General features: G+C 74.7%; 11 protein-coding genes and 1 pseudogene. 5 read left to right on the top strand and 7 right to left on the bottom strand.

Going from position 1 to position 12,966, the window contains the following annotated elements:
* From ACFYPD_RS08885 to rnhA, 3 genes are all read right to left on the bottom strand, one after another.
* On the bottom strand, window positions 1-237 hold the full coding sequence (locus ACFYPD_RS08885; protein ID WP_387110508.1) for a ferredoxin: 237 nt from the start codon (window positions 235-237) through the stop codon (window positions 1-3).
* The gene (locus ACFYPD_RS08880) at window positions 234-1,457 is read right to left on the bottom strand and encodes a cytochrome P450 (RefSeq protein WP_387110506.1); all 1,224 of its coding nucleotides are present in this window, start codon (window positions 1,455-1,457) and stop codon (window positions 234-236) included. The genes ACFYPD_RS08885 and ACFYPD_RS08880 overlap by 4 nt, the downstream gene beginning before the upstream one ends.
* 87 nt (window positions 1,458-1,544) lie before the next feature.
* A complete protein-coding gene (gene rnhA, locus ACFYPD_RS08875; protein ID WP_387110505.1) occupies window positions 1,545-2,021 on the bottom strand; it encodes a ribonuclease HI in 477 nt (158 codons plus the stop codon).
* Between the two features lie 139 nt (window positions 2,022-2,160).
* Here rnhA and ACFYPD_RS08870 point away from each other — a divergent pair, with 139 nt between their 5' ends.
* On the top strand, window positions 2,161-3,273 hold the full coding sequence (locus ACFYPD_RS08870; RefSeq protein ID WP_387110503.1) for a serine hydrolase domain-containing protein: 1,113 nt from the start codon (window positions 2,161-2,163) through the stop codon (window positions 3,271-3,273).
* A 47-nt stretch (window positions 3,274-3,320) separates the two neighbouring features.
* Here ACFYPD_RS08870 and ACFYPD_RS08865 read toward each other — a convergent pair whose 3' ends face one another.
* Window positions 3,321-4,541 carry a lycopene cyclase family protein gene (locus ACFYPD_RS08865; RefSeq protein ID WP_387110501.1) on the bottom strand — a complete coding sequence of 407 codons (1,221 nt, stop codon included), beginning with the start codon at window positions 4,539-4,541 and terminating at the stop codon, window positions 3,321-3,323.
* A 109-nt stretch (window positions 4,542-4,650) separates the two neighbouring features.
* On the opposite strand from ACFYPD_RS08865, the gene ACFYPD_RS08860 reads away from it, so the two are divergent.
* Window positions 4,651-5,718 (top strand): Gfo/Idh/MocA family oxidoreductase, encoded by a 1,068-nt coding sequence (locus tag ACFYPD_RS08860; RefSeq protein WP_387110499.1) that lies wholly within the window; start codon window positions 4,651-4,653, stop codon window positions 5,716-5,718.
* A gap of 15 nt (window positions 5,719-5,733) precedes the next feature.
* Here the strand turns inward: ACFYPD_RS08860 and ACFYPD_RS08855 are convergent, their stop codons facing one another.
* Window positions 5,734-6,999: an MFS transporter gene (locus ACFYPD_RS08855; protein WP_387110497.1), complete on the bottom strand. Its 1,266-nt coding sequence runs from the start codon at window positions 6,997-6,999 to the stop codon at window positions 5,734-5,736.
* 78 nt (window positions 7,000-7,077) lie between these two features.
* On the opposite strand from ACFYPD_RS08855, the pseudogene ACFYPD_RS08850 reads away from it, so the two are divergent.
* From ACFYPD_RS08850 to ACFYPD_RS08840, 3 genes and pseudogenes are all read left to right on the top strand, one after another.
* A pseudogene (locus tag ACFYPD_RS08850) lies at window positions 7,078-7,600 on the top strand (pyridoxamine 5'-phosphate oxidase family protein).
* 97 nt (window positions 7,601-7,697) lie between these two features.
* Window positions 7,698-9,029, top strand: a complete 1,332-nt coding sequence (locus ACFYPD_RS08845; protein ID WP_387110496.1) for a nicotinate phosphoribosyltransferase — start codon at window positions 7,698-7,700, stop codon at window positions 9,027-9,029.
* A 47-nt stretch (window positions 9,030-9,076) separates the two neighbouring features.
* Complete coding sequence (locus ACFYPD_RS08840; protein ID WP_387110494.1) at window positions 9,077-9,586, top strand: DinB family protein; 510 nt, start codon at window positions 9,077-9,079, stop codon at window positions 9,584-9,586.
* Window positions 9,587-9,589: 3 nt separating this feature from the next.
* On the opposite strand, the gene ACFYPD_RS08835 is transcribed toward ACFYPD_RS08840, so the two are convergent.
* Window positions 9,590-11,191 (bottom strand): AMP-binding protein, encoded by a 1,602-nt coding sequence (locus ACFYPD_RS08835; RefSeq protein ID WP_387110619.1) that lies wholly within the window; start codon window positions 11,189-11,191, stop codon window positions 9,590-9,592.
* A gap of 2 nt (window positions 11,192-11,193) precedes the next feature.
* Entirely contained in the window at window positions 11,194-12,885 is a 1,692-nt protein-coding gene (locus ACFYPD_RS08830; protein WP_387110493.1) for an AMP-binding protein, read from the bottom strand.
* Window positions 12,886-12,966 lie beyond the last annotated feature (81 nt).

The raw sequence follows: 12,966 nt of genomic DNA, 5'->3' as shown, positions 1-12,966 counted from the left end.
TCACGGTGTCGACGAGCGCTCCGGCACCGGCCGGGGCGCGACGCTGATCGCCCCGGCCGGGCAGAGCTCGACGGCGAGGCGCACCCGGTCGATCGCGTCGGCGGACGGTTCGGTCCGGCGCAGCAGCACGAGGCCGTCCGCGTCATCCTGGTCGAACACCTCCGGCGCGGTCACCACGCAGTTGCCGGCCCCGCAGCACCGGTCCCGGTCCACCCGGACCCGCACGGCCCCGCTCACCAGGTCACCGGCAGTGCGTCGAGGCCGTAGACGACCGAGCTGTCCCGGGTCGGCAGCCGCCCGGCGGTGGCGGCCGGCCGCAGCCGGGGGAACCGGTGGGCCAGCTCCACCAACGCGATCCGCAGCTCCGCGCGGGCGAGGGGCTGGCCGATGCACTGGTGCACCCCGAAGCCGAACGCGACGTGCTGCTGCGCCGCCCGGTACGGGTCGAACTCGTCCGGCCGGTCGAAGGCGGTCCGATCCCGGTTGGCCAGGGACAGCACCGCGATCGCCCCCTCCCCGGCCCGGATCACCCGCCCGCCGATCTCGACGTCCTCGGTGGCCAGGCGGGGCAGGCCGGTGCGCACGATGCTGAGGTAGCGCAGCAGCTCGTCGACCAGGCCCTCGGCGTGCCCGGTGTCGTCACGCAGCGCGGCGTACCGGGCGGGGTGGCGCAGCAGCAGCAGGGTGCTCAGGCCGATCATGTTGGCGGTCGTCTCGTGGCCGGCGATGAGCAGCAGCACCGCCATGCCGACCAGTTCGTCGACGGCCAACTCCCCGGTGTCGACCCGCTCCCGGGCCAGCCGGCTGAGCAGGTCGTCGGCGCGCTCCCCGGTGGCCACCTTCGCCTCGACCAGCCGGTGCAGGTAGTCGCGCAGCTCCCGAACGTGTCGCTGGACCCGTTCCGGCGGGGCGTCCCGGTCGATGAGCGTGCGGCTGCGCTCCTGGAAGAAGTCGTGGTCGGCGTAGGGGACGCCGAGCAGGTGGCAGATCACCATCGACGGCACCGGCAGGGCGACGTGCGTGACCAGGTCGGCGGGCGGGCCGGCGGCGTGCAGGTCGTCCAGCGCCCGATCGACGGTCTGCCGGATCAGCGGCTCGATCCGTCGCACGTTCCTGATCATGAATTCGGCGGTGAGCATCCGGCGCAGCCGGGCGTGCTCGGCGCCGTCCATCCGGATGAACCCGCCCCGGCGATCGCCGAACGCGCCGGGCGGGATCCGGCGCAGCAGCGGAAAGCCCGGGCGGGTCAGGTCGGCGCTGAAGCCGGGGTGGCGCAGCATCTGCTTGACGTCGGCGTGCCGGGTCACCAGCCAGGCCGTGGCGTCGGTGGGGAGCCGGACCCGGGTGACCGGACCGGCGAACCGCCGCCGCTCCCCCGCGTCGAGCGGGACGAGCGGATCACGGTCGAGGTTGGTCGGTGGCCAGAGCGGTAGGTCGGTGAGGGAAGCAACGGTCACGCGGACACCTCCGAAAGGGCGACTGTCCGTGACGGCATCGATCCGCTACGTTACCCATCGACCGAGGTCGACACAACCCGCGTCGGGTCAGCGAGCGGCCACCGCCGCGGCGCGCGCCTCGGTCATGCCCCGGTTGGCCAGCGCGTCGGCCCGCTCGTTCTCCGGGTGCCCGTTGTGGCCCTTGACCCAGAGCCAGGTCACCTCGTGCCGGGCGCAGGCCGCCTCCAGGCGCTGCCACAGGTCGGCGTTCTTCACCGGCTGCTTCGCCGCGGTCAGCCAGCCGTTGCGCTTCCAGGACGCCAGCCAGCCGGTGATGCCGTTGCGCACGTACGTGCTGTCGGTGTGCAACCGCACGGTGACCGGGCGGGTGAGGCTCTCCAGCGCCCGGATCGCGGCGGTCAGCTCCATCCGGTTGTTGGTGGTCGGGGTGGCCTCCCCGCCGCACAGCTCGCGCTCGTGCCCGCCCCAGCGCAGGAGCACGCCCCAACCGCCGGGACCCGGGTTGCCGCTGCACGCCCCGTCGGTCCAGATCTCCACGACCCCGCCGGTCTCCGCCTCCGCCATGCCGGCAACCTACCCGGTGCGCCGCGGCGCGGGACCACCCGACCCGCCGCCCGCGGATCGGGGCGCTGCCCGCCCGGCGGCTGACCGGCGACGGAAAAGCGCACGACACCCGCGGGGCCCTCTGGCAGGGTCACTGATCATGGACGGACGCTGGGACGGCCTGCGGGCCGAGGTACGCGCGACGATCGACGACCTGGTGACCTCCGGGCGGGAGGCCGGAGTGCAGGTGGCCGCGTACCTGGCCGGTGCGCCGATCGTCGAGGAGCAGGCCGGGTTCGCAGACACCACCACCGGCCGGCCACTGACCGCCGACACCCCGGTGCACGCCGTCTCCACCGGCAAGGGGCTCACCGCCACCGTCGTGCACGTGCTCGCCGAGCGGGCGCGGCTCGACTACGACCTGCGCATCGCCGAGGTGTGGCCGGAGTTCGCCCGGCACGGCAAGGACGGCATCACGCTGCGGCACGCCCTCACCCACACCGCCGGACTGCCGACCCTGCCCGCCGACGTCACCCCCGCGGACTTCACCGACTGGGACCGGATGTGCGGGCTGCTCGCCGACGCCGAGCCGCGGTGGGCGCCCGGCGAGCGGCTGGCGTACCACGCCTGGACGTGGGGCTGGCTGGTCGGCGAGGTGGTCCGGCGGGTCACCGGCAAGCCGGTGTCGCAGGTGCTGGCCGAGGAGGTCGCCGGGCCGCTCGGGGTGACCGGCGAGCTGTTCCTCGGCGTGCCGGGGTCCGACCTGCCCCGGCTGGCGCGGCTGGAGGACGCCGGCCTGTCCGCCCTCATGACCTACGCGAGCGCGAACCTGCCGAACTTCGACGCGGTGGCCCCGCCGCACGTCCGCCCGGACGCCACGATCGGCAGCCGCCCCGACGTGCTGCGCGCCGACGTGCCGGCGGTCGGCACGATGTCCGCCCGCGCGGTCGCCCGGATGTACGCGGCGCTGCTCGGCCCGGTCGACGGGGTCCGGCTCATCGCACCGGAACGCCTCCGGGAGGTCTCCGCGGTGGCGGTCCGCGCCGAGGAGTGGGTGTTCGGGCAGGAGGCCACCTTCGGTCTCGGCTACGCGGTCGACGCCGACGGGTCGTTCGGCACGGCCGGCAGCGGCGGCAGCCTCGCGTTCGCGTACCCGCAGCTGGGACTGACCGTGGCGGCGGTGCGCAACCGGCTCGGCGCCGGTGACGGCGACCCGATGGAGCGGCTGCGGGTGCTGGTCCGCGACCGGGTCGCCGCGGAACTCGGCCGCTGACTTCTGACCGACCGCGTCACCACCACCAAGGGCGTCGTGATCGCCCGCTACGAGCCGGCCTGACCGGCCACTGCGGCGTCGGCCGGGCCGCGACGCAACCGGGCGCGCAGCCGGCCGGCCGCGTCGCCGAGCACCGCGCCGGTCATCGGCAGCAGTGGGCTGGACCGCATCACCGCCAGGTCCTCGGCCGGGGAGGTGGCCCCGTCGAGGAAACGCAGCACCCGCTCCGCCGGGTTGCGGTCGAAGAGCCGCTCGAAGAACGCCACCCCGCCGACGTGCCCCCGGTCCAGGGCACGCAGCGCCACCGCGTCCATCCACCGGTGCCGCCCCGGGTACGCGGGCGCCGGCACCGGCGGCCGGCCCGCCGCCAGGGCCCGGGCCACCTGCTCGGCCTGGCGGAGCATCGCGGAGAACGTGAACCCGGTGGACGGGCGGGTGGCGCCGCCCGCGGTGCCGAGCCGGACCACCCGCGGCGACGGGCGGGGCACGAACGGCCCGTCGGTCATCGGGATGACCCCGTTCTCCACCTCCCGCACCCGCAACGCCGACAGGTCCAGGCCGAGCAGGCCGGCGTAACCGCGCAGCGCCGCGTCGTAGCCCGCGTCGGTGAGCACGGCGGGGCCGAACTCGGTGTACTCGACCAGGGCGTACCGGTCGTCGACCGGCAGCACGTAGCCGAAGGAGACACCCCGGGCGGGCTGCGGGGTGCGGAAGTCCATCAGCACCGCCCGGCCCGGGTCGAAGGTGGGCCGGTCGGCCGCCAGCCACCAGCCCCGGAAGTGCTGCAACCAACTGGTCCGCCCGGGCCGGACCGGCGGGCGGGGCCGCGAGTCGAGCACCCAGCCGGCCCGGACCAGCGGCCGCCCCTCCGGATCGTGCACGGTCACCCGGTGACCGTCGTCCGCCAGCGCCCCGGCCGGCGCGCCGATCCGCACGGCGCCCAGCCGCCGCTCGGCCGCGGCAGCCCGGTCGTAGACCGGGGCGGAGCGGAGCATGGCGTACCTCAACGGGGTGAGCGGCAGGACGCGGCGGCCCGCGGGCGTGACCACGTCGACCCGCGACCAGCTCGCGCTCAGCAGCGGGCCCAGGTCGCCGCCCGGGGCACCCCAGAACGCCCAGGTGCGGTCCTGGCCGCGCTTGCGCACCGGGTCGACCACGGCGACCCGCAGGCCCGTGACGTCGTGCCGGTCCAGGGCGGCCAGCACCAGGGAGGCGGCACCGCCGCCGCCGACCAGCGCGAGGTCGACCTCGACCGGGGTTGGGTGCACCCCGCCCACGCTGCCACACCCGCAGGTGGGCCGCCGCCCGGGACCCGCCGTTCCGGGCCGGGCTCGGCGCGTAGATTTCGCAGGGGATCATCGAGGACGGGGGGACGGCATGGCGCAGGCGCCGCTGCGGGTGGGGTTGCTGGGGTACGGGATCGCCGGGCGGGTGTTCCACGCCCCGCTGGTCGCCGCCACGCCCGGCCTACGGCTGGACGCGGTCGTCACCCGGGACCCGGAGCGCCGAGCGCAGGTCCACGCCGAGCACCCGGACGCCCGGGTGCTCGACGACGCCGACCAGCTCTGGCAGGCAGCCGACACCCTCGACCTGGTTGTGGTGGCCACGCCGAACCGGCAGCACGTGCCGATGGCCCGGGCCGCCGTGGCGGCCGGGCTGCCCGTGGTGGTGGACAAGCCGCTCGCGCCGACCGCCGCCGAGGGGCGGGCGCTGGTCGCGGAGGCGGCCGCCGCCGGGGTGCCGCTGACCGTGTTCCAGAACCGCCGCTGGGACGGTGACTTCCTGACCGTGCGCCGGCTCATCGAGGCCGGCGAGCTGGGCCGGGTGGCCCGCTTCGAGTCCCGGTTCGAGCGGTGGCGGCCGGCGATCAAGCCCGGCTGGCGGGAGAGCGCCGCACCCGGCGAGGCCGGCGGCGCCCTGTTCGACCTCGGCGCCCACCTGGTCGACCAGGCGGTGCAGCTGTTGGGCCCGGTGCAGCGGGTCTATGCCGAGGTGGACCGGCGCCGGCCGGGCGCCGAGGTGGACGACGACGCGTTCGTCGCGCTCACCCACGCCGGCGGGGTCCGCTCCCACCTGTGGATGAGCGCGGTGACCGCCCAGCTCGGCCCGCGCTTCCGGGTGCTCGGCGACCGCGCCGCCTACACCACCTACGGGCTGGACCCGCAGGAGGCGGCGCTGCGCGACGGCGGCCGGCCGGGCACCCCGGGCTGGGGCGAGGTCGACCCCGACCGCTACGGCCGGCTCGGCGCCGACGGCGAGCTGCGGTCGGTGCCCACCGAGTCGGGCCGCTACCAGGACTTCTACGCGCAGCTGGCAGCGGCGCTGCGGGACGGCGCGCCGCTGCCGGTGGACCCGGCGGACTCCGTCGGGGTGGTCGAGCTGATCGAGCTGGCGCACCAGGCCGCGGCGCAGGGCGTCACCCTGCCGGTGCCGCCGCGGCCCTGAGCCGGGTCGCCCCGCTCAGGCGACGGGCGCCGGGGTGTCCCGGCCGTCCGGGGCCGGATCGGCGTACGCGGCGGCCACCGTGGCCCGGTCGAACACCCGCCAGGTCGCGGCGATCACCGCCACGGCCACCACGAACCCCACCCAGTAGGGCGCGGTGATCCCGTACCGGTCGGCGACCACCCCGCCGAGCAACGCGCCGACGCAGTTGCCGCCCGCCGCGATGAACAGGGTGGTGCTGCCCACCCGGCCCATCAGCGCGGGCGGGGTGAGCCGCTGGCGCAGCGAGTTGGCGACGATGTTCCACAGCGCGCTGTGCATCCCGAAGGCGAACAGCGCCACGCCGACCACCGCGGCGCTGCGCGAGGCGGCCAGGGCCAGGTGCAGGCCCGCCTCGACGAGCAGGCCCACCCGGACGGTCCAGGTCGCGGTGATGGCGGCGACCAGCCGGTCGCCGACCGCCGAGCCGAGCAGCCCGCCCACGGCCATGCAGGTGAACAGCGCGCCGTAGCCGACCGAGCCGAGCCCGAGCCGGTCGGTGGCGAGCAGCACCAGCACCGCGAGGGCGGCGGTCAGGGTGACGTTGAGCAACCCGATGAGCAGGGTCATGGTGCGCAGCAGCCGCTGGGACAGCAGCCAGCGGAACCCCTCGGCGACCTCCACGCGGACCGAGCGGCGCCCGCCCACCCCCGGCGAGCCCCGGTACGACCCGGCGAGCAGGCCGACGAGGACGGCGCTGAGCGCGTACGTGCCGGCGTTCACGGCGAACGGGATCGCCGCCGCCACCACGAAGAGGAAGCCGCCGAGCGGTCCGGCGACCATGTTCTGCATGATCTGGGTGCCCCCGCCCAGCCAGCCGTTGGCCCGTTCCAGGCGGGACCGGGGCACCACCGCCGGCACGACGGCCTGGGCGGCGGTGCGGAACACCACCTCGCCGGTGTTGACCACGAACAGCACCGCGTAGAGCAGCGGCACCCCGGCCCGGTCGGTGACCAGCGCGGCCGCCAGCACGGCCAGCACGGCCACCCGCAGCCAGTCGATGACCACCATCAGCCGGCGCCGGTCCACCCGGTCGACCAGCACCCCGCCGGGCAGCGCGAACAGCAGCCACGGCAGCCAGGCCACCGCGGCGCCGGCCGAGACGGTCAGCGGATCGTCGGTCTGCGAGGCGACGTAGAGCGGGGCGGCCACCGTGGCCATCCCGCTGCCCAGCGCCGACATGGTGCTGGCCGTCCAGAGCCGGGCGAACCGCCCGTCGAGCCGATCCCCCGCGATCCCCGTCACGGCGAGCGAACCTACCAGCCCCCGGGGCGTCACCCCGAGCGGATTTTCCAGGTCGCACCCCGGATGAAAAGATCAAACATGCCCGTCACGAACCCCTGGCTCGCCGGCCCGTCCCCCACCGCCCGCCTCGACCGGGGCCGGCTGGGAGGAGCGCATCCTCCACCTGCTCTCCACGCAGAACATGTGCGTGCTGGCCACCGCCGGCCCGGACGGCCCGCTGGCCACCCCGGTGCGCTACTTCCACCTGGACTTCACCCTGATGTTCACCGCGGTCGCCGACTCGCCGAAGATGCGCAACCTCGCCGCCGACCCGCGCGTCTCGGTCGGCGTCTTCGCGCCTCTGGTCGGCCAGGCCAGCAGCCGCGGCGCGCAGGTCTTCGGCCGGGCCCGGGTGCTGCACCCCGGCGAGCCCGACTTCGACCGGCACTGGCCGGCGTACCGGTGGCAGTCCGACCACGTGGAGCGGTCCCGGTCGCTGGACGAGCCGCCGGCCGGGCCGCTGGTCGTGGTGCCGGCCGAGCGGATCGTCTACACCGAACACTGGCTGCGCCGCGAGGGCTACGCGCCGCGCCAGTTCTGGCGGGCCGCCGGCCCCCGCTGATCCGCTCCCGGCCGGGCACCGCCCGCGGCGGATCTTCCATTTCCCGTACGCCTCGCAACCGGATGGATCACAGTGGTGGCGTGGTGGAGGAGGTGGCATGACGGGACTGCGTACCGACCTGTACGAGCTGCGGATGGCGGCCAGCTACCTGCGCCGGGACATGACGGAGCACGCCACGTTCAGCCTCTTCGTCCGCCGGCTGCCGCCCGGGCGCGGCTTCCTGGTCGCCGCCGGGCTGGCCGAGGCGCTGGCGTTCCTGACCAGCTTCGCCTTCGACGACGCCGAGCTGGGCTACCTACGCGACGTCGTCGGGTTCGACCGGCCGGCCCTGACGGCGCTGGCCGGACTGCGGTTCACCGGGGACGTGTGGGCCGTGCCGGAGGGTCGCGTGGTCTTCGCCGACGAGCCGCTGCTGGAGGTCACCGCGCCGATCGCGGAGGCGCAGCTGGTGGAGACGGGCGTGCTGAACCTGATCACCTTCCACACCGCGGTGGCCACCAAGGCGGCCCGCTGCCGGCTCGCCGCCGGCGGCGCGCAGCTGATCGATTTCGCGTTCCGCCGCACCCACGGCATCGAAGCCGGCGCAGGGGTGGCGCGGGCGTCGGCCATCGCCGGCTTCGCCGCGACCAGCGACGTCGAGGCCGCAATGCGGTACGGCCTCGCCCCGTCCGGGACGATGGCCCACTCGTACGTGGAGGCGTTCCCCGACGAGCGGGCGGCGTTCCGTGCGTTCGCGACCGACTTCCCCACGAACCCGATCTTCCTGGTCGACACCTACGACACGCCGGCGGGAGTCCGGGCCGCCGTCGACGTCGTCACCGAACTCGGGTTGACCGGCCCGCTCGGCGTACGGCTCGACTCCGGCGACCTCGGGGCGCTGGCCCGGCAGGCCCGGGCGATCCTGGACGACGCCGGGCTGCGGCAGGCCAAGATCATCGCCAGCGGCAGCCTCGACGAGAACGTCATCGCGGGGCTCGTGGCGCAGGGCGCACCGATCGACGGGTACGGCGTGGGCACCAAGATGGGCGTCTCGTACGACGCGCCGTCGCTGGACAGCGCCTACAAGCTGGTCGCCTACGGTGACCGGCCGGTGCTGAAGCTGTCCCCGGGCAAAGCCACGCTGCCCGCCGCCAAGCAGGTCTTCCGTGACCCGACCGGAGCGGCAGGGGATGTGGTGGGCTTGCGCGACGAGCCACCACCAGGTGGCCGGGAGCCGCTGCTGGTGCCGGTCATGCGCGGTGGCCGCCGACTCGACCCCACCGACCCCGCCGAGGCGGTTCGCGCCGCCCGGGGCCGCTTCGACGCCGATCTCGCCTGGCTACCGGAGCCGGCCACCCGGCTGGCCGATCCGACGCCGCTGACCGCGACGGTCAGCCCGGCGCTGGCGGCGCTGCACGAGCGGGTCGCCGCGCAGCTCGGGCACGGCTAGGCGGCCGGCCAGCCGGGCCAGCGGTACCGTCCGGCATACTGCCCGGCATGCGCGTGCCGTTCCCGGAACCGGGCCCGTCCTCGGACCTGCGGACGCTGTTCCTCACCTACCTCGACTACTACCGGGACACGGTCGCCGACCGGCTCGCCGGCCTGACCGACGCGCAGGCCCGCACCAGCCGGGTGCCGTCGGGCTGGACGCCCGTGGAGCTGGTGAAGCACCTGGCCTTCATGGAGCGGCGCTGGTTCGTCTGGGGTTTCCTCGGCGAACCGGTCCCCGACCCGTGGGGCGACCGCGCCGACGACAGCTGGCACGCCGGCCCGGACGAGAGCGTCGCCGAGCTGGTGGCCGCCCTGCACGGCGGCGGCCGGCGGACCCGGGAGATCGTCGCGGCGACCCCGCTGGACACCCCGGCCGCGCTGGGCGGCCGGTTCACCGACCCGGCTCGCCGCCCCACCCTCGCCGCGATCCTGTTCCACGTGCTCCAGGAGTACGCCCGGCACGCCGGCCACCTCGACATCGTCCGCGAGCTGGCCGACGGCCGCACCGGGGAGTGACGGTCAGGCAGGGCCGGCGTGGCGCAGCTCGACCTTGCGCACCTTGCCGCTGACCGTCATCGGGAAGGCGTCCATCACCCGCACGTACCGCGGGACCTTGTAGTGCGCCAGCCGGTCGCGGCAGAACCCGGCCACCTCCTCAACGGTGAGCGTGTCGTGCCCGTCCCGCAGGATCACGCAGGCCAGGATCTCCTCCCCGTAGCGCTCGTCGGGGACGCCGACCACCTGCACGTCGGAGATCTTCGGATGCCGGTAGAGGAACTCCTCGATCTCGCGCGGGTAGACGTTCTCCCCACCCCGGATGATCATGTCCTTGATCCGGCCGACGATGGTCAGGTAGCCGTCCTCGCGCATCACCGCCAGGTCGCCGGTGTGCATCCAGCGCGCCACGTCGATCGCCTCGGCGGTCTTCTCCGGCTCGTCCCAGTAGCCGAGCATCACCGAGTAGCCCCGGGTGCACAGCTCCCCCGGCTCGCCCCGGGGCACGGTCACCCCGGTCGCCGGGTCGACCACCTTAACCTCGACGTGCGGCAGCACCCGCCCCACCGTCGCGGTCCGCCGCTCCAGGTCGTCGTCGTGCCGGGTCTGGGTGGACACCGGCGAGGTCTCCGTCATGCCGTAGCAGATCGCCACCTCGGCCATGTGCATCCCGTCGATGACCCGCTTCATCACCTCGACCGGGCACGGCGAGCCGGCCATGATGCCGGTGCGCAGGCTGGACACGTCGTAGGCGGCGAAGTCCGGCAGGGCCAGCTCGGCGATGAACATGGTCGGCACCCCGTACAGCGAGGTGGCCCGCTCGGCGGCGACCGCGCGCAGCGTCGCGGCCGGGTCGAAGGTCGGCGCCGGGATGATCACGCAGGCGCCGTGGCTGGTGGCCGCCAGGTTGCCCATCACCATGCCGAAGCAGTGGTAGAAGGGCACCGGCAGGCAGATCCGGTCCTGCTCGGTGTAGCGGACCAGCTCACCCACGAAGTAGCCGTTGTTCAGGATGTTTTGGTGCGACAGCGTCGCGCCCTTCGGGAAGCCCGTGGTGCCCGAGGTGTACTGGATGTTGATCGGGTCGTCGCAGCTCAGCTCCGCCGCCCGGGCGGCCAGCCGCTCGACCGGCACCGCCGCCCCGCCGGCCACCAGGTCGTCCCAGCTCGACTCGCCGAGCCAGACCACCGTGCCCAGCGCCGGGCAGGCGTCCCGGACCTCGGCGACCATGCCCCGGTAATCGCTGCCCCGGTAGCCGGGCGAGGAGACCAACAGGCTCACCCCGGACTGGTTCAGCACGTACTCCAGCTCGTGCCGCCGGTAGGCCGGGTTGATGTTCACCATGATCGCGCCGATCGTGGCGGTGGCGTACTGCACGAGGACCCACTCCGCGCAGTTCGGCGCCCAGATGCCGACCCGGTCGCCCTTGGCCACCCCCGCCGCCAGCAGGCCGCGGGCAAGCTCACCCACGACGCGGCCGAATTCGGCGTACGTCCAGCGCCGGCCGCTCGGGCAGTCGACCAGGGCCTCCCGCTCCGGGTACGCCTCGACCGCGCGGGCCAGGTTCGCGCCGATGGTGTCCCCGAGCAGCGGCGCGTCGGAGGTCCCGCTGGCGTAGGAGGGCAGGCTCACCGGAAGTCCTCCTCGCGGTACTCGCCGGCCGGCCGCGCCTCGGCGGCGGCGTGCTTGTCCCGCTCGGCGGCGCGCAGCTCGGTCCGGCGGATCTTGCCGGAGATGGTCTTCGGCAACTCGCCGAACTCCACCCGCCGCACTCGCAGGTACGGGGCCAGCCGGGCGCGCGAGTGGGCGAAGAGCGCCGCCGCGGTCTCCGGGCCCGGCGTCCAGCCGGGCGCGAGCACCACGTACGCCTTCGGCACGGCCAGCCGCACCGGGTCCGGTGACGGCACCACCGCCGCCTCGGCCACCGCCTCGTGCTCCAGCAGCACGCTCTCCAGCTCGAACGGCGACACCCGGTAGTCCGACGCCTTGAACACGTCGTCGGTGCGCCCCACGTAGGTGAGGTAACCGTCCGCGTCCCGGGAGGCGATGTCCCCGGTGTGGTAGCAGCCGTCGCGCATCGCGGTGGTGGTCAACTCCTCGTCGCCGTGGTACCCGACCATCAGCGCGGTCGGCCGGTGCGCCAGGTCCAGGCAGACCTCCCCGTCTTCGCCCACCTCCCCGGTGACCGGGTCAACGAGGCGCACCACGTAGCCGGGCAGCGGACGCCCCATCGAGCCGGGCTTCACCGGCGCGCCGGGCGGGTTGCCGATCTGCGCCGTGGTCTCGGTCTGCCCGTACCCGTCCCGGACGGTGACCCCCCAGGCCGCCTCGACCTGCTCGATCACCTCAGGGTTCAGCGGCTCCCCCGCCCCGACGACGCTGCGCGGCGGGCGGGCGAGCTGGGTCAGGTCGGCCTGGATCAGCATCCGCCACACCGTCGGCGGCGCGCAGAAGCTGGTCACCCCGCACCGGTCCATGGCGGCCATCAACCCCGCCGGGTCGAAGCGCGAGTAGTTGTAGACGAACACCGTGGCGCCGGCGTTCCACGGCGCGAACACGTTGCTCCAGGCGTGCTTGGCCCAACCCGGCGAGGAGATGTTCAGGTGCACGTCCCCGGGGCGCAGCCCGATCCAGTACATCGTGGACAGGTGCCCCACCGGATACGAGGCGTGGGTGTGCTCGACCAGCTTCGGCCGGGCCGTGGTGCCGGAGGTGAAGTAGAGCAGCAGCGGGTCGTCGGCCCGGGTCGGCCCGTCCGGGGTGAACCCGTCGTCCGCGCCGTACGCGTCGGCGTAGTCGTGCCAGCCGTCGACCGGGGCGCCGACCGCGATCCGGGTGTAGTCGCCGGCCACTTCGACGAACTTGCCGGCGTGCTCCGCCCCGACCACCACGTGCCGGGCCGCGCCGCGCGCCAGCCGGTCGGCCAGGTCGGCCGGGCCGAGCAGCGGCGTGGCCGGGATGATCACCGCGCGCAGTTTGATCGCGGCGAGGATGGTCTCCCAGAGTTCGAGCTGGTTGCCGAGCATGAGGATCAGCCGGTCCCCGGCCCGCACACCGCGGCGGCGCAGCCAGTTCGCCACCCGGTTCGAGCGGCCGGACAGCTCGGCGTAGGACCAGCTGCCCTCGCCGCCGTCCGCTTCGACGATCCGCAGCGCGGTGTCGTCGTTGCCCTCGGCGAGCACGTCGAACCAGTCCAGCGCCCAGTTGAACTCGTCGAGCCGGGGCCAGCGGAACTTCTCGTACGCGGTCTCGTGGTCCGCCCGGTGCGCGAGCAGGAAGTCGCGCGCCTCACGGAAGGCCTGGGTGCCGGCGGTGGCCATGGGATGTCCTTCCTGTCCCGGGCGCGCGGCCGGGAGGGGACGGTGCCGCGCGCAGTACGCTGATCCTCGATCGGGTGACGC

It is taken from the genome of Micromonospora sp. NPDC005299 (assembly GCF_042872345.1).
In the GTDB taxonomy this organism is placed as follows: Bacteria; Actinomycetota; Actinomycetes; order Mycobacteriales; family Micromonosporaceae; genus Micromonospora.
The sequence above is the reverse complement of the archived record's forward strand: the minus strand, read 5'-3'. Positions and strand labels throughout refer to the sequence as shown.

Excerpts from the sequence above, each read along its gene's own strand:
- ACFYPD_RS08860 (WP_387110499.1), top strand. The coding sequence starts at position 4,651 with ATGGCGCAGGCGCCGCTGCGGGTGGGGTTGCTGGGGTACGGGATCGCC.
- ACFYPD_RS08840 (WP_387110494.1), top strand. The coding sequence starts at position 9,077 with ATGCGCGTGCCGTTCCCGGAACCGGGCCCGTCCTCGGACCTGCGGACG.
- ACFYPD_RS08845 (WP_387110496.1), top strand. The coding sequence starts at position 7,698 with ATGACGGGACTGCGTACCGACCTGTACGAGCTGCGGATGGCGGCCAGC.
- ACFYPD_RS08830 (WP_387110493.1), bottom strand. The coding sequence starts at position 12,885 with ATGGCCACCGCCGGCACCCAGGCCTTCCGTGAGGCGCGCGACTTCCTG.
- rnhA (WP_387110505.1), bottom strand. The coding sequence starts at position 2,021 with ATGGCGGAGGCGGAGACCGGCGGGGTCGTGGAGATCTGGACCGACGGG.
- ACFYPD_RS08870 (WP_387110503.1), top strand. The coding sequence starts at position 2,161 with ATGGACGGACGCTGGGACGGCCTGCGGGCCGAGGTACGCGCGACGATC.